Origin of the sequence: Streptomyces synnematoformans (assembly GCF_039531005.1) — a bacterium.
Lineage (GTDB): Bacteria > Actinomycetota > Actinomycetes > Streptomycetales > Streptomycetaceae > Streptomyces > Streptomyces synnematoformans.
Genome location: NZ_BAAAPF010000162.1, coordinates 1 through 15,933, shown reverse-complemented (window position 1 = coordinate 15,933; position 15,933 = coordinate 1). Strand labels below are relative to the sequence as shown.

Genomic DNA, 15,933 nt, shown 5'->3' with positions numbered 1-15,933 from the left:
CACCGCCCGGCCCGCCGTCCCCGACACCCCCGTCCACGCCTGCGACGTCCCCGCCGCGGCCGCCGCCGCCGGGGCGCTCGGCGCGCTGCTCTTCCGCGCCCGGCTCCTCGCCGTGCACGGCTTCCCCCGGGCCGCCGCGTACGGCCTGGCCGCGGCCTGCGCTACGCAGGTCACGGCGCTGCTGCTGGTCCTGGCCGCCCGGGTGCCCGGGCTGGCCGTGCTCGGCCGTCCGGTCGAGCTGCTGGTCGCCGGCTCCGCGGGCTTCGACCTGGCCGCCGTGCCGGCGGTCGCCTGCGGCGCCGCCGCGCTCGCGCTGCTGGCGTACGCCGGCGGCGCACTCACCCGAGCCTCCGCTCATCGCAAGGAGCACAACGACATGACCGCACCACCCCTGGCCACGCACTCCTCGCCCGCGGGGGGTCCGCGATGAGAGTGCTGCTCATCGGCGGCACCGGCTTCGTCGGCCGCTACGTCGCCGACCGCCTGCTCGCCGACCCCGCCGTCCAGCTCACCGCGCTCGGCCGCGGCGACGACGCCGACGTGCGGTTCGACCTGTCCTCCGGCAGCCCCGGCGCGCTGACCCGGTTCCTGGACGCCGTGCACCCGGGCGTCGTCGTCAACTGCGCCGGCACCACCCGCGGCGGCGCCCGCGACCTGACCCGGCACAACACCGTCGCCGTCGCCACCCTCTGCGAGGCCATGCGGCGCAGCAGCTGCTCGGCGCGGCTGGTGCACCTCGGCTGTGCTTCGGAGTACGGGCCGTCGCCGGCCGGCTCGTCGACGGCGGAGGACGCGCTGCCGCGCCCCGGCGGCCCGTACGGGGTGAGCAAGCTGGCCGCGACGGAGCTGGTGCTCGGCTCCGGTCTGGACGCGATCGTGCTGCGGGTGTTCTCGCCCGCGGGGCCCGGCACCCCGGCGGGCTCGCCGCTGGGCCGGCTGGCGGAGGCGCTGCGCCGGGCGATGCAGCAGGGCGACGGCGAGCTGAAGCTCGGCGGGCTCGGCGCGCAGCGGGACTTCGTGGACGTACGGGACGTGGCGCGGGCGGTGCACGCCGCGTCGCTGTCGGCGGCGCAGGGCGTGGTGAACATCGGCGGCGGGCGCGCGGTGCGGCTGCGGGACGCGGCGGCGGCGCTGGCGCGGATCGCGGGGTACGGCGGCCAGCTGCATGAGTACGACACGGCGCTGACCGGCCGGATCCCGCAGCCCGCGGGCGCCGGCCACGGCCTCGGGCACGGCGGCCACGGCATGGGCCACGGGCCGGGCCACGCCATGGGCCACGGCCACGCACCCGGGCACGGCCCCGGCCACGGGCCGAACGGCGGCCCCGGCGGGGAACCGGCGGCGGTCGCCGCGGCGTATCCGTATCCGGACGGGTGCGGAGCCTGGCAGCAGGCGGACATCAGAACGGCGCGGGACCGCCTCGGCTGGCGGCCCCGGATCGGAACCGAGGAGAGCCTTGCGGATATCTGGATGGAGGCGGCATGCCGCATCTGAGAGCTGACGGGACCGGCGCACCGGCCGGCCCGGGCGCGGTGCTGCACGACCCGGCGGGCACCCGGCCGGGAGCCCCGCCCGCCCCCGAGGACCTGCACCGCCCCGCGCCGCAGCCGGCCGAGACCCCCCTCCGCCTCGGCGTCCCCGGCTACGCGCACCCCCTCGTCGCGCCCGTCGAGTGGGGCGAACTGACCCGGCCCCCCGCCGCCGAAGCCGTCCACTGGACGGTCCTCGACGTCGCCGCCGGCCCCGGCGCCCGCCCCGACCCGCACTGCCTGGAGGCCGCGGGCCGGCTGACGTCCGCGCGGGTGGGCGTCCTCGGGCACCTCGACCTCCGCCACGGCCGCCGCCCCTTCGGCGAACTGGTCTCCGACGCGCACCGGTTCCTGGAGTGGTACCGCGTCGACGGCTTCTACCTCGGCCGCTGCCCCGCCGACCGGGACCGGCTGCCGGAGGTCCGGCGCGCCGCGGCAGCGCTCGCCGCGCTGACCCCGCGGGCCCACGTCGTCCTCGGCATCGGCACGCACCCGTACCCCGGCTACGCGGAGGTCGCCGACCAGCTCGTCACCTTCGCCGGCCCGTGGACGGGCTACCGCTGGTCGCAGGTCGCCGAGTGGACCGCGGAGTACCCCGCAGAGCGGTTCTGCCACCTGGTCCACGGCGTACCGCCGACGCATCTGGAGGAGGCCCTGCGCATCGCCCGCTGGCAGGGCGCGGCCTCGGTGTTCTTCACCGACCGCCCCGGCTGGGAGGCGCTGCCCGGCTACTGGGACGACCTCGTCTCGCGTCTCGGACAGGGTGTCTCGGAATGAGGGGGCGCGTGGCAGTGTTACCGGAAGACCCACTGTGCTCTCACACGCTTACGGAGTCCCCGTGTCGCTGCCACCGCTGGTCGAGCCCGCATCCGAGCTGACCGTCGACGAGGTCCGCAGGTACTCGCGCCATCTGATCATCCCGGACGTCGGGATGGACGGCCAGAAGCGGCTGAAGAACGCCAAGGTCCTCTGTGTCGGCGCCGGCGGCCTCGGCTCGCCCGCGCTGATGTACCTCGCCGCGGCGGGCGTGGGCACGCTCGGCATCGTCGAGTTCGACGAGGTCGACGAGTCGAACCTGCAGCGCCAGATCATCCACAGCCAGGCCGACGTCGGCCGCTCCAAGGCCGAGTCCGCCCGCGACACTGTCCTGGGCATCAACCCGTACGTGACGGTGCAGCTGCACGAGGAGCGGCTCGACTCCTCGAACGTCATGGAGATGTTCGCGCAGTACGACCTGATCGTCGACGGCACGGACAACTTCGCCACCCGCTACCTGGTCAACGACGCCTGCGTGCTGCTCGGCAAGCCGTACGTGTGGGGTTCCATCTACCGCTTCGACGGCCAGGCGTCCGTCTTCTGGGCCGAGCACGGCCCCTGCTACCGCTGCCTGTACCCCGAGCCCCCGCCGCCCGGCATGGTGCCGAGCTGCGCCGAGGGCGGCGTGCTGGGCGTGCTGTGCGCGTCGGTCGGCTCCATCCAGGTCAACGAGGCCATTAAGCTGCTCGCCGGCATCGGCGACCCGCTGGTCGGCCGGCTGATGATCTACGACGCCCTGGAGATGCAGTACCGCCAGGTCAAGGTCCGCAAGGACCCGGACTGCGCGGTCTGCGGCGAGAACCCGACCGTCACCGAGCTGATCGACTACGAGGCGTTCTGCGGCGTCGTCTCCGACGAGGCGCAGGAGGCCGCGGCCGGCTCCACGATCACTCCGAAGCAGCTCAAGGAGTGGATGGACGACGGCGAGGACATCGACGTCATCGACGTCCGGGAGCCGAACGAGTACGAGATCGTCTCGATTCCCGGCGCCCGGCTGGTCCCCAAGAACGACTTCCTGATGGGCAACGCCCTGGAGGGGCTGCCGCAGGACAAGAAGATCGTCCTGCATTGCAAGACGGGTGTCCGGTCCGCGGAAGTCCTCGCGGTGCTGAAGTCGGCGGGCTTCGCCGACGCGGTCCACGTCGGCGGCGGCGTCGTCGGCTGGGTGAACCAGATCGAGCCGGAGAAGCCCGTCTACTGACGGACGACGGACGACGTGCGTGCCGCCGCCGGAGCGGCTTCCGGCGGCGGCACGCGCGCGTATGCCGCCTACTTCCGGCAGGTGGTGTCGTTCTTCGGGGTCTCGCCGCGCAGCAGGTAGGTGTCGACCGCCCGCTGCGTGCAGCGGCTGCCGCTGCCGTACGCCCCGTGCCCCTCGCCGACGCGCGTCAGCTTCACCGCCACGTCGCCGCCCAGCGCGTCGACCATCTTCTGCGTGCCCTCGTACGGCGTCGCCGGGTCGCCGGTCGTGCCGACGACCAGGATCTCGTCGGCGCCCGCCGCGCTCACCTCCGGCGTCGAGCGCTCGCCCGTCACCGGCCAGCCGTCGCACGACGCCATGCCCCAGGCCATGAAGTCGCCGAACACCGGCGACGCCCGGCGGAACTCCGGCAGCCGCTCGCGGATCTCGTCGGCCGAGTAGCGGTCCCGGGTGTCCGCGCAGTTGATGGCGAGGAAGGACGACTGGAGCGTGTTGTAGTGCCCGTCGGGATCGCGGCCGTTGAGCGCGTCGGCGAGGAGCAGCAGGGTCGCGCCGTCGTCGTCCTCCGCCTGCTGCAGCCCCTGCGTCAGCAGCGGCCACAGCTGCTTGGAGTAGAGCGACTGCGCGATGCCCCCGGTCGCCAGCGACTCCGTCAGGTCGCGGCCCGAGGCGCCCGGGACGGGCTTGCCGTCCAGCCGCCCCAGCAGGTCGGCGACGTCGTCGGTGGCGGCCGGGCCGTCGTCCGAGCCGCCGTCCGAGCGGTCGCCGAGGGGGCAGTCCCCGCCCTGCCGCGCGCAGTCCTCGGCGTAGTTCTCCAGCGCCCGCTGGAAGCCCTTCGCCTGCGCCAGCGACAGCTCGGCGCTGTCCTGCGTCGGGTCCACCGGGCTGTCGAGCACGGCCCGGCCGACCCGCTTCGGGAACAGGTGGGCGTAGACGGCGCCCAGTTCGGTGCCGTACGAGATGCCGAAGTAGTGCATCTTGTCGTCGCCGAGCGCGGCGCGCATGCGGTCCATGTCGCGGGCGGCGTTCTCGGTGCCGACGTGCGGCAGGATCCGGCCGGACTTCTTCTCGCAGGCGGCGGCGAAGTCGTGGATCCGGCCGAGGTACGCCTTCTCCTCGGCCTTGTCGTCGGGGGTGTTGTCGGCGGCGAAGTAGGCGTCGAGGTCGCGGTCGTCGAGGCAGCGCACACCCTCGCTGCGGCCGACCCCGCGGGGGTCGAAGCTGACGAGGTCGTAGCGCTTGTGCAGCGTCTTGTACTGGCCGGCGAGGCCCGGGAGGGTGTCGATGCCGGAGCCGCCCGGGCCGCCGAAGTTGAACAGCAGCGAGCCGATGCGCTCCGACCGCGGCCCGGTGGCCGCGGCGCGGATCATGGCGATGCCGGTCTTCTCGCCGTCCGGCCTGCCGTGGTCGAGCGGCACGTCGAGCGTGCCGCACTGCCAGTCGATGTCGGCGGCCGGCGCCCCCGGCGCGGGCGCGGGGAGGTTCTTGCACGCCTCCCAGTCGATTCCGGCGCCCGCCTGGCCGTCCTCCCGGTCGGCCAGGCTGTCGGAGGACGCCGCGATGCCGCACCCGCCCGCGGCCACGGAGGTCAGCAGGACGGCGGTGGCGGCGGTGACGGCGGTGGTCAGCCTGGTGACCCGCACGGCGGCTCCCCGGTGTCGGCGGTGGGACTGCCATCGTCCGGCGGCCCGCGGGCCGTCGCGCGCTGCGCGGGGCGTACGGGTGAGTACGGTGGTCCCGTACCGTTCACCCCCGCCACCAGGGAGGCCGCGTGTCCTACTACGTCCTCGACTACGCCTACGTCGACGACTACCTGGAGCGCCGGGACGCCCACCGGCAGGCCCACCTCGACCTGATCCGCGAGTGCCACCGGCGCGGCGACATCCTCATGGCCGGCGCGATGACGGAGGCCCCGCCGCGCGGCCTGATCGTCTGGCAGACCGACGACCCGGCGCCCGCCGAGGAGTTCGTGAGGAAGGACCCGTACGTGGCGAACGGGCTGGTGGACAGCTGGAGCATCCGCCCCTGGCGCGTCGTCGACCTGTAACGCGCCGCCGGAGCCTCCGGCCCGGGCGGCGGCGCTCCCCCCCCGCCCGGCCGCCGCGGCGCCCCGCGCCCGCTACAGCGCGCCCTTGCGGGTCAGGTGCGTGAACGACAGCCAGCCGGGCAGGACCGGCATCCAGAACGTCAGCAGCCGGAACAGCAGCACCGCCGACAGCGCCGTGTCGCTCGGCATCCCCACCGCCGTCAGACCCGCCGTGAGCGCCAGCTCCACCGCGCCCACGCCGCCCGGCGTCGGCGCCGCCGAGCCCAGCGCGTTGCCGGCGAGGAAGACGACGGCGACGCTCGCGAAGCTGAGGTCGCCGCCGAAGGCCCGTACCGAGGCGTCCAGGCAGAGCACGAACGACAGCGTCATCAGCACCATGCCGCCGATGCCCGCCGCCAGCTTCTGCGGGCGCTGCAGCACGTCCAGCATGCGCGGCACCACGCCCGCGAACAGCGACCGGATCCGCGACACCACGGCCTTCCGCAGGAACGGCACGGCGGTGATGATCAGGGCCAGCACCGCGGCCGCGAGCAGCCCGGCGATGACCGTGCGGGACGGGGACAGCGACGGCGTCCGCTCCGTCCCCGTCAGATAGCCGAAGGTGAGCAGCAGCAGGACGTGGCTGCCGAGCCCGAAGAGCTGCGACGCGCCGACGCTGGCCACCGCCAGGCCGGGGCGCACCCCCGACTTCTGCAGGAACCGGGTGTTGATCGCCACCCCGCCGACCGCCGCCGGGGCGACCAGCTTGACGAACGAGGCGGCGACCTGCGCCAGCACCGTGCGCCCGTACGGCACCCGCTCGGGGACGAAGCCCAGCAGCGACAGCGCGGCGGCGAGGTAGGTGGCGGCGGAGAAGAGCGCGGCCAGCGCCGCCCAGCGCCAGTTCGCCTGCGCCAGCACGTCGTCCACCTGGACGTGGGTCAGCTGCGTCAGCAGGAAGTACGCGGCGAAGACGCCCGCGATGATGCTGACGAGCGTGCGCGGCCGGATCCGCTCGATCCGCACCGGCTCCACCGGCGCCTGCGGCCTTATCCGCAGCACGTGGTGGCGGATCTGGGTGAGCACGTCCTCCTCGCGGGCCTCCTCCAGGGCGCCCTCGATCGCCCGCTTCTCCGCCTGCTTGGCGGCCCGCTTGCTCTTGCGGTCCCCGGCCTCCTCCGGGTGCCTGCGCGACCGCGACGCCTCGATGACCGCCTCGCGCTCGCGCGCCGCCCGCTCGCGGGAGAGCCGGCGCAGCTCCGCCCGGGTGTCCCGGGTCAGCGCGATCGGCTGCAGCAGCGGCAGGGCGTCGGCGACCGCGTCCGGGCCGAGCACCTCCACCGCCGCCGTCACCGCCCGCTCGGCGCCGACGCGCAGCGCGAAGGTGGTGAGCAGCTGGGCGATGTCCATGCGCAGCACGACGTCGCCCGCGGCGATCTCGCCGCCGCTCATGTCGGTGAGGACCACCTCGCCCGCGGGGGTCACCAGCACGGCGTCGCCGTTCAGCCGGCGGTGCGCGATGCGGCGCGACTGCAGCGCCTCGACCTGCCGCCAGCTCTCGCGCATGAGCCGGTCGGTGAGGGCCGCGTCCGAGACGGTGTCCAGCGGCCGGCCGCCGGTGTGCTCGTAGACGAGCATGACCGCGTCCGGGCCGAGGTCGGAGGTGGCGATGAGCTTGGGCGCGTTGGCGCCGGCGGCGATCGCGGCGTACGACAGCAGCGCCTCCTGCTCCAGCGCCTGCCGCAGCGACTGCATGCTGCGCCGCTGGTAGACCCCGCGCAGCGACAGGCGGCGCCAGGCGCGGTAGAAGAAGCCCTGGGCCTGCTGCTCGCGGTCGACGACGGTGACGTCCAGCGGCGGGCCGTCCTCCAGGGTGACGACGAAGCGCCGGCCGCGGCCGTCGCTCTCCAGGTCCGGCTGCTCCTCCGGCACCAGCGCGCTGACCGGGCGGAAGCCGACCCGGCGCATGCCCGCGAGGAGGTTGCGGCCGGTGGGGCGGACGTTGGGGGAGCCGAGCGCGTACATCGTGCCGTAGGCGACGGTCCAGCCGATGAGGACGGTGAGCAGGATGGCGAACGGGGTGGTGTACCCGCCGACGAGCACCGTGAGGGCGTCGAGGCCCAGGACCGTCCACATCAGCACGCGCCAGCGGCCGTGCCGGGACATGCCGACGGCGGTCATGTACGCGATGACCGGGGCGAGATATCCGTGTACGGGATCGGTGCGCTCGCCGTCGCGGGCGATCTGCGTCAGCGCCCCCTGCACGGAGTCCGGCGCGCCCTCGGAGACCCAGAGGGAGACGGCGAGCCCGGCGCCGTGCGCGAGGACGGCGGCGAGCACGCCGTCGGCGACGCGCAGGCCGTCGCGCTTGACGAGCCGTTCGACGGCGAACGCCACCGGCACGATGAGGACGGCGATGCTGGAGGTCAGGCCGCCGAGGGTGACGACGAACGAGGGCGTGTACTCGGCGCCCTTGGTGATGTCCTCCTCCAGGCCCTCGGTGGTGGCGTGCGCGACGGCGGCGAGGCCGAGGACGGCGGCGATGCCGACGATGCCCAGGAGCAGCCGGATGAGGTCGGAGGGGCGGTGCACCCGGGCCGGGAGGAGGGGGTCGTCCCCCTCAAGGGGCCCGGGGGCGGACCGGCGGCGGGCGTCGTGGTGCGTGCGCGGCGCCCGGCGGTCGTGCGCACCCCCCTCGTCACCGTTCCCGGCGGTCCGGCGGGCAGGGCTCTGCGCCTCCGTGGCCGGCTCTGCCGGCGGAGGCTCGGCCGCGGGGTCGCGCCGCATGCCCTGAGTTGTCCCGTCTTCGTCTCGTATCACCAGTCACCGCCCGCACGATGGTGGCACGAGCATGTCTCCGATGGTCGCATCCGGGTGTGCTTGCCGGCGGTGTACCCGCCGCCGGTCGCCGCCCCGGACTGTCGGCGGTCTGCGGCAGGATGGGGCGGATGGACGACGCGACACCCTCGGCAGGCATCCCCGCACCCGACGCGGCCCTCCTCGACGAGTATGCGGACCGGGTGCTCTCCGTGGCAGAGCGCATCCCGCCGGGGCAGGTGATGACGTACGGGGACGTGGCGGAGTTCACAGGCCGCGGCGGGCCGCGCCAGGTGGGCCGGGTGATGGCGCTCTACGGGAGCGCCGTGCCCTGGTGGCGCGTGGTGCGCGCGGACGGCCGGCCGCTGCCCGGCCACGAGCGCGAAGCCCTGGAGCACTACCGCACGGAGGGCACGCCGCTGCGCGCCACCGCCGCCGGCGAGCAGCGCATCGACATCCGCCGGGCCCGCTGGGACGGCAGCGGCGACGGTGTCGAGGGTCATATCTGACAGCTTCCGACACCGGCGCCCAAACGGCCCGGGCCGCCGCCCGTACGGAGTACGGTTCGGCAACCGGCACCTGAATCCCGACCCCTTACCGCGGCGATACATGTGAGCACTCTGTCCGTCCCCTCCCCGGCCTACCGGCTCGTCCGCACCCCGCCCGTGCGGCCGGTCCCCCCTGTGCCGGACGCGCGGCAGCGCTCGGTGGTTGAGCACGGCGACGGACCGCTGCTCGTGCTCGCCGGGCCGGGCACGGGCAAGACCACCACCCTGGTGGAGGCCGTCACCGAGCGGATCAGGCGCGGCGCGGACCCCGAGCGGATCCTCGTGCTGACGTTCAGCCGCAAGGCGGCGGTGGAGCTGCGCGACCGGATGGCGGCCCGGCTGGACGGCGCGCGGGCGCCGCAGGCCAGCACGTTCCACTCGTACTGCTACGCGCTGGTGCGGGCGCACCAGGACGCGGACATGTTCGTCGAGCCGCTGCGGCTGCTCTCCGGGCCGGAGCAGGACGTCGTCGTGCGGGAGCTGCTCGCCGGCCACGACGAGGACGGCGCGCGGGCGCGGGTGTCCTGGCCGGACGAGCTGCGGGCCTGCCTGACGACGCGCGGCTTCGCGGACGAGGTGCGGGCGGTGCTGGCACGCAGCCGGGAGCTGGGTCTTGGCCCGGCGGCCCTGGACCGGTTCGCGGCGGCGGCCGGCCGGCCCGACTGGGCGGCGGCGGGGGGGTTCCTCGCCGAGTACCTGGACGTGCTCGACATGCAGGGCGTGCTGGACTACGCGGAGCTGGTGCACCGGGCGGTGCTCCTGGCCGAGACCGAGCGGGTGGCGGCGGAGCTGGCCGGCCGGTACGACGCGGTGTTCGTCGACGAGTACCAGGACACCGACGCGGCGCAGGTGCGGCTGCTGCGGGCGCTCGCGGGCGGCGGCCGGACGCTGGTCGCCTTCGGCGACCCCGACCAGTCGATCTACGCCTTCCGGGGCGCGGACGTCGGGGGGATCCTCACCTTCCCGGAGGTCTTCCCCCGGCCGGACGGCCGGCCGGCGCCGGTCGCGGTCCTCGGCACGTCACGGCGCTCGGGCGCGCGGCTGCTGGAGGCGACGCGGCTCCTCACCCGCCGGATGCCGCTGCCGCGGCTGCCGTCGGCGGCGGTACGGGCCCACCGGGCGCTGGCGTCGCCGCACGACGGCGGGCGGGTCGAGGCGTACACGTACCCGACGGCGAGCGGCGAACTCGGCAACATCGCCGACATCCTGCGCCGCGCGCACCTGGAAGACGGCGTCCCCTGGCGCGAGATGGCGGTCCTGGTCCGCGCCGGCGCCCGCACGATCCCGTCGGTCCGCCGCGCCCTGACGTCGGCGGGGGTGCCGCTGCACGTGGCGGGCGACGACCTGCCGCTCCGCCACGAACCGGCGGTGCAGCCCCTGCTGACGGCCCTGCGGGTGGCGGCGACCCCGGCGCCGGCCGTCCCCGAGGAGCGGACCGGCCCGGCGACCGCGCGTACGCCGGCAACGGGCGGACGGGCGGGAGACCCGGCGCCGGAGGCGCCGTCGACCGGCGCGCCGGAAACCGCGCCACCCGAACCGGGGACGAGCCCCGACGCGCGCACCACCACCCCCGCACCCGCCGACGAACAGCCCCAAAGCCCCCCCGCGACCACGACCGACACCCGGGAAACCCCCGCACCCGGCCCCTGGATCCCCCCCGACGTCGCCCTCTCCCTCCTCGCCTCCCCCCTCGGCGGCATGGACGCCGCCGACCTGCGCCGCCTCGGCCGCGCCCTCCGCGAGGAGGAGCGCGCCGCCGGCCGCTCCGTCCCGCGCCCCTCCGACGTGCTCCTCGCGGAGGCCCTCGCGGAGCCGGCGCGCCTCGTCGCCCACGACCGCACCTACGCCACCGGCGCCCGCCGCCTCGGCGTGCTCCTGCGCGGGACCCGCGACCTGCTCGCCCGCGGCGGCACCGCCGAGGCCGCGCTGTGGGAGCTGTGGGACGGCACCCCCTGGCCCGACCGGCTGGACCGCGCCGCCGCCCGCGGCGGCACCGGCGGCTGGGTCGCGGCCCGCGACCTCGACGCCGTCTGCGCCCTCTTCGAGACCGCCGCCCGCGCCGAGGACCGCACCGGCGGCCGCGGCGCCCTCAACTTCCTCGACGAGCTGCAGGCGCAGGACATCGCGGCCGACGTCCTCACCCGCCGTGCCGACGCGGGCCCGGGCGGCCCGGCCGGCCCCGACGCCGTACGCCTCATGACCGCGCACCGCGCGAAGGGCCTGGAGTGGCGGCTCGTCGTCGTCGCCCAGGTCCAGGAGGGCCTCTGGCCCGACCTGCGCCGCCGTGGCTCCCTGCTGGAGGCGGACCGCATCGGGCGGGACGGCCTGGCCGAGCCGCTGCCGCCCGGCGCGATCCTCGCCGAGGAGCGCCGGCTGTTCTACGTCGCCGCCACCCGCGCGCGCGAACGGCTCGTCGTGACCGCCGTGAAGGCGCCGGCGGAGGACGGCGACCAGCCGTCGCGGTTCCTGGCCGAGCTGGGCGTCGACCCCCGGGACGTCACCGGCCGGCCGCGCCGCCCGCTGTCCGTCGCCGCGATGGTCGCCGAGCTGCGCGCGACGACCGTCGACCCCGAGGCGTCCGACGCCCTGCGGGACGCCGCCGCGGAGCGGCTGGCCCGGCTGGCGGCGCCGGCGGACGACGGCCGTCCGCTGGTGCCCGCCGCCCGTCCGGACCGCTGGTGGGGCCTGGCGGAGCCGACGGAGAACGCGGTTCCGCTGCGCGACCGCGACCAGCCCGTCGCGCTCTCCGGCAGCGCCGTGGGGCAGCTGGTCGACACCTGCGCCCTGCAGTGGTTCCTCGGCCGCGAGGTGCGCGCCGGGGAACCGGCCTCCGCCGCCCAGGGCTTCGGCCTCGTCGTGCACGCCCTCGCCGACGAGGTCGCCGCCGGTCGCACCCCCGCCGACCTCGACGCGCTCATGGAGCGCCTCGACGGCGTCTGGGACGGCCTCGCCTTCGACGCGCCGTGGAAGTCCGCGCAGGAGAAGGGGAACGCCCGCGCGGCCCTGGAGCGCTTTCTGCGCTGGCACGTGCTGGAGCGGGGCCGCCGGCCGGTGGCCAGCGAGCGGGACTTCGACGTCACGCTGAAGGCCGGCACGTACGAGGTGCAGATCAAGGGCACCATGGACCGCGTCGAGGAGGACGACGAAGGCCGCGCGTACGTCGTCGACTTCAAGACCGGCAAGTCCCGGCCGACCGGCCCGGAGGTGGCCGAGCACGCCCAGCTCGCCGTGTACCAGGCCGCGGTCGCCGAGGGCGCGGCCGGCGCCGAGCGCACCGTGCCGGGCGGCGCGGAGCTGGTGCACCTGCGGATCGGGGCGCCCGTCCGGGAGGGCGGCGACGCGCTGCCCAAGGTGCAGCGGCAGCCGCCGCCGGAGGGCGACTGGGTGCCCCGGCTGCTGGCGACCGCCGCCGCCCGGGTGCTGGACGAGCGCTTCGGCCCGACGCCCGGCGACCACTGCGCGCAGTGTGCTTTCCGCAGCTCGTGCAGCGCCCGCCCGGAGGGCCGGCACGTCGTCGAGTGAGGCGGCGGGGACGGTCGCGCGAGGACCGCACTGTGAGACCCGGTGTGACAGGTGGGACTCGTATGTGGTCGTATGACCAATCGGTCAGACGTAAACAGCGAGTAAGGAACGAACGTGCGGAAGAGCGTGGTGGCAGCGGCTCTGGTCTCGGCCCTGGGTGTGACGGTTCTGTCGGCCTGCGGCAGCGAGGACGACGGTCTTGCGGGCAAGTCGGCCGAGGAGATCAAGGACGAGACGGTGGCGGCCATGCGTTCCGCCAAGTCCATGACCCTGGACTTCAAGCAGACCGGGGCCCAGGAGATTGCCGCGAACCTGTCGATGACCAAGAGCGGTGAGTGCAAGGGCACCATGACCCTGGAGGGTGCCAACGCGGAGGTGCTGCGCGTCGACGGCACGTCGTACATGAAGCCGGACGCCAAGTTCTGGGAGCAGAACGCCGGCAGCTCGGAGCAGGCGCAGCTCATCCAGGGGATGGTCGGCGACCGCTGGGTGGAGGCGGGCAGCGGCGGGGACGACGACTTCGCGTCCTTCTGCGACCTCGACGCGCTCCTCAAGGAACTGGGCGAAGAGGACAAGGGCGACAAGAAGGAGAAGACCGAGAAGGGTGACGAGGGCGAGGTGCGGGGCACCCCGACCATCACGCTGGTCGCGAAGGAGGACGGCGAGACCACGACCGTGCACGTCGCCACGGAAGGCGAGCCGTACATCCTCAAGATGGAGAGCGAAGGCGGGGACGAGCCGGGCTCGGCGGAGTTCTCGGAGTTCAACGAGAAGGTGGACGTCCAGGCGCCGGCCGACGCGATCAACCTGAACGAACTCGGCGGCTGAGACCGCCCGGACACGGGCGCGTACGCCCCGTAGCGCATCCCGCGTCCCGTGCGCCCGCCGACGGCCGGACGGCCCCGGCTGTCGGCGGGCGCCGCTACGCTCGCTGGGATGCCGGCCCGTATCTCCCACCCCGATCAGCTCAAGGAGCTCCTCGGGATCCCCTTCACCGCGGAGCAGACGGCGTGCATCACCGCACCGCCCGCCCCGCAGGTCATCGTGGCGGGGGCGGGCTCCGGCAAGACGACGGTGATGGCGGCCCGGGTGGTGTGGCTGGTCGGCACCGGGCAGGTGGCGCCGGAGCAGGTGCTGGGCCTGACGTTCACGAACAAGGCGGCGGCGGAGCTGGCGGAGCGGGTGCGCCGGGCGCTGGCGCAGGCGGGGGTCACGCCGCCGGACGGGGCCGCGGGAGCGGGTACGGTCGGGGCGTACGGCGGAGGGGCGCCGGGCGAGGGGGCACCGGGCGACGGCTCCGCGGAGCCCGGCGAGCCGCGGATCTCCACGTACCACGCCTTCGCCGGCCAGCTGCTCCAGGACCACGGCCTGCGCGTCGGGCTCGAACCCGGCGCCCGCCTCCTCGCCGACGCCACCCGCTACCAGCTGGCCGCCCACGTCCTGCGCACCGCCCCCGGCCCGTACCCGGCACTGACGAAGTCTCTCCCGGCGCTCGTCAGCGAACTCCTCGCGCTCGACGCCGAGCTGGCCGAACACCTCGTGGACCCGGACGCGCTGGCGGACTTCGGCGCCGCCCAGCTCGCCGAGCTGGACCGCGTCCGGCTCACCAACGACGAGCTGCGCAAGGCCCCCCGGGCCGCGCTGGCCCGGCTGGAGCTGCTGCAGCTCGTACGGGCCTACCGGGGCGAGAAGCGCCGCCGCGACCTGCTCGACTTCGGCGACCAGATCGCCCACTCCGCGCTCCTCGCGGAGGGCCACCCGGCGGTGGGACGGCAGCTGCGCGAGGAGTGCCGGGTGGTGCTGCTCGACGAGTACCAGGACACGTCCGTCGCCCAGCGGCGGCTGCTCGCCGCGCTGTTCGGCGGCTCCGGCGGCGGCACCGGCCACCCGGTGACCGGCCTCGGCGACCCCTGCCAGGCGATCTACGGCTGGCGCGGCGCGTCCGTCGCCAACCTCGACGACTTCCCCGCCCACTTCCCGCACGCCGACGGCCGCCCCGCCAGCCGCCAGGCCCTCGGCGAGAACCGGCGCAGCGGCGGCCGCCTCCTCGACCTCGCCAACGGCCTCGCCGCCCCGCTGCGCGAACGCCACGTCGGCGTCGCGGCGCTGCGCCCCGCGGCCGGCGCGGAGCGGCACGGCACGGTGCGCTGCGCGCTGCTGCCGACGTACGGGGAGGAGCTGGCGTGGCTGGCGGACTCCGTGGCGCACCTGGTGCGTACGGGCACGGCCCCCGGCGAGATCGCCGTGCTGTGCCGCACCGCCGGCGACTTCGGCGACATCCAGGCGGCGCTGGTCGACCGGGACGTGCCCGTGGAGGTCGTGGGGCTCGCCGGGCTGCTGGACCTGCCGGAGGTCGCGGACCTGGTGGCGATGTGCGAGGTGCTGCAGGACCCCACCGCCAACGCCGCGCTCGTACGCCTCCTGACCGGCCCGCGGTGGCGGATCGGCGCCCGCGACCTGGCGCTGCTGGGCCGCCGCGCGCGCCTGCTGGTCGCCACGGCCGGTACGGACGGCGCACCGGACGCCGACGAGCGGCTGGCGCAGGCCGTCGAGGGCGTCGACCCGGCGGAGGTGGCGTCGCTGGCCGACGCGCTGGACACGTTCCTGGAGGCCCGGCAGGCTGACGACGGGCTGCCGTTCAGCGCGGCGGCGCGCCGGCGGTTCGCCCGGCTGGCCACCGAGCTGCGGGAGCTGCGGCGGTCGCTGGCGGACCCGCTGATGGACGTGCTGCACCGGGTCCTCGGCGCCACCGGTCTTGAGGTCGAGCTGTCCGCCTCGCCGCACGCGCTGGCGGCCCGGCGGCGCGAGACGCTGGCGCGCTTCCTCGACGTCGCCGCCGACTACGCGGCCTCCGCGGCGCTCGACGGGGAGGCGACGCTGCTGGCGTTCCTCGGCTTCCTGCGGACGGCCGCCCAGTACGAGAAGGGCCTCGACAGCTCGCTGCCGGGCGACGGGCGGGACACGGTCAAGGTGCTCACGGCGCACAAGGCGAAGGGCCTGGAGTGGGACGTCGTGGTGGTGCCGGGGCTGGTGGAGAAGCACTTCCCGAGCCGGCAGCCGCGCGAGTCCTGGGTCACGCAGGGCAGGGTGCTGCCGCACGCGCTGCGGGGCGACGCGGAGACGCTGCCGGACGTGGGGGAGTGGACGGCGCGCGGGCTGAAGGACTTCAAGGCGGCGATGCGGGAGCACCAGGAGGTGGAGGAGCTGCGCCTCGGGTACGTGACGGTGACCCGGCCGCGGTCGCTGCTCCTCGGCTCGGGGCACTGGTGGGGGCGGACGCAGAAGGAGGCGCGGGGCCCGTCGGCGTTCCTGCACGCGCTGCGGGAGCACTGCGAGCGCGGCGGCGGGGAGGTGGAGGCGTGGGCGCCGGAACCGCCGGAGGAGGCGGAGAACCCGGCCCTGGCGGCGCACGCGGCGGAACGCGCCTGGCCGCTGCCGCTCGACCCGGCGGCGACGGCCCGCCGCCGCGAGGCG

10 protein-coding genes and 1 pseudogene are annotated in these 15,933 nt (G+C 75.6%); 9 read left to right on the top strand and 2 right to left on the bottom strand.

The annotated features are described in order from the left end of the window. The 4 genes and pseudogenes from ABD317_RS22170 to moeZ all read left to right on the top strand — a co-directional run. Positions 1-430, top strand: a pseudogene (locus ABD317_RS22170) (hypothetical protein); the annotation flags it as partial. Further along, positions 427-1,494, top strand: coding sequence for an SDR family oxidoreductase (locus ABD317_RS22165; protein WP_344291687.1), 1,068 nt, complete (start codon positions 427-429; stop codon positions 1,492-1,494). The pseudogene ABD317_RS22170 and the gene ABD317_RS22165, both read left to right, overlap by 4 nt. Next, positions 1,482-2,306 carry a spherulation-specific family 4 protein gene (locus tag ABD317_RS22160; RefSeq protein ID WP_344291686.1) on the top strand — a complete coding sequence of 275 codons (825 nt, stop codon included), beginning with the start codon at positions 1,482-1,484 and terminating at the stop codon, positions 2,304-2,306. Before ABD317_RS22165 ends, ABD317_RS22160 begins: the two co-directional genes overlap by 13 nt. 61 nt (positions 2,307-2,367) lie before the next feature. Then, entirely contained in the window at positions 2,368-3,546 is a 1,179-nt protein-coding gene (gene moeZ, locus ABD317_RS22155) for an adenylyltransferase/sulfurtransferase MoeZ (RefSeq protein WP_344291685.1), read from the top strand. 68 nt (positions 3,547-3,614) lie between these two features. Here moeZ and ABD317_RS22150 read toward each other — a convergent pair whose 3' ends face one another. Next, positions 3,615-5,189: an alpha/beta hydrolase gene (locus ABD317_RS22150; RefSeq protein WP_344291684.1), complete on the bottom strand. Its 1,575-nt coding sequence runs from the start codon at positions 5,187-5,189 to the stop codon at positions 3,615-3,617. A 128-nt stretch (positions 5,190-5,317) separates the two neighbouring features. Here ABD317_RS22150 and ABD317_RS22145 point away from each other — a divergent pair, with 128 nt between their 5' ends. After that, positions 5,318-5,593, top strand: a complete 276-nt coding sequence (locus ABD317_RS22145; protein ID WP_027754031.1) for a YciI family protein — start codon at positions 5,318-5,320, stop codon at positions 5,591-5,593. Positions 5,594-5,665: 72 nt separating this feature from the next. Here ABD317_RS22145 and ABD317_RS22140 read toward each other — a convergent pair whose 3' ends face one another. Next, positions 5,666-8,359, bottom strand: coding sequence for a lysylphosphatidylglycerol synthase transmembrane domain-containing protein (locus ABD317_RS22140; RefSeq protein WP_344291683.1), 2,694 nt, complete (start codon positions 8,357-8,359; stop codon positions 5,666-5,668). 161 nt (positions 8,360-8,520) lie between these two features. Between ABD317_RS22140 and ABD317_RS22135 the strand changes: the two genes are divergently transcribed. From ABD317_RS22135 to ABD317_RS22120, 4 genes are all read left to right on the top strand, one after another. Beyond that, the gene (locus tag ABD317_RS22135) at positions 8,521-8,898 is read left to right on the top strand and encodes an MGMT family protein (protein WP_344291682.1); all 378 of its coding nucleotides are present in this window, start codon (positions 8,521-8,523) and stop codon (positions 8,896-8,898) included. Positions 8,899-9,000: 102 nt separating this feature from the next. Beyond that, complete coding sequence (locus ABD317_RS22130) at positions 9,001-12,459, top strand: ATP-dependent helicase (protein WP_425582408.1); 3,459 nt, start codon at positions 9,001-9,003, stop codon at positions 12,457-12,459. 114 nt (positions 12,460-12,573) lie between these two features. After that, positions 12,574-13,287, top strand: a complete 714-nt coding sequence (locus tag ABD317_RS22125) for a hypothetical protein (RefSeq protein WP_344291681.1) — start codon at positions 12,574-12,576, stop codon at positions 13,285-13,287. A 108-nt stretch (positions 13,288-13,395) separates the two neighbouring features. Next, a partial coding sequence (locus ABD317_RS22120; RefSeq protein WP_344291680.1) for an ATP-dependent helicase occupies positions 13,396-15,933 on the top strand: 2,538 nt, incomplete at its 3' end.

Bases quoted from the DNA above. Each gene is read 5' to 3' on its own strand.
- ABD317_RS22165 (WP_344291687.1), top strand. From the start codon at position 427: ATGAGAGTGCTGCTCATCGGCGGCACCGGCTTCGTCGGCCGCTACGTC.
- ABD317_RS22135 (WP_344291682.1), top strand. From the start codon at position 8,521: ATGGACGACGCGACACCCTCGGCAGGCATCCCCGCACCCGACGCGGCC.
- ABD317_RS22160 (WP_344291686.1), top strand. From the start codon at position 1,482: ATGCCGCATCTGAGAGCTGACGGGACCGGCGCACCGGCCGGCCCGGGC.
- ABD317_RS22140 (WP_344291683.1), bottom strand. From the start codon at position 8,359: ATGCGGCGCGACCCCGCGGCCGAGCCTCCGCCGGCAGAGCCGGCCACG.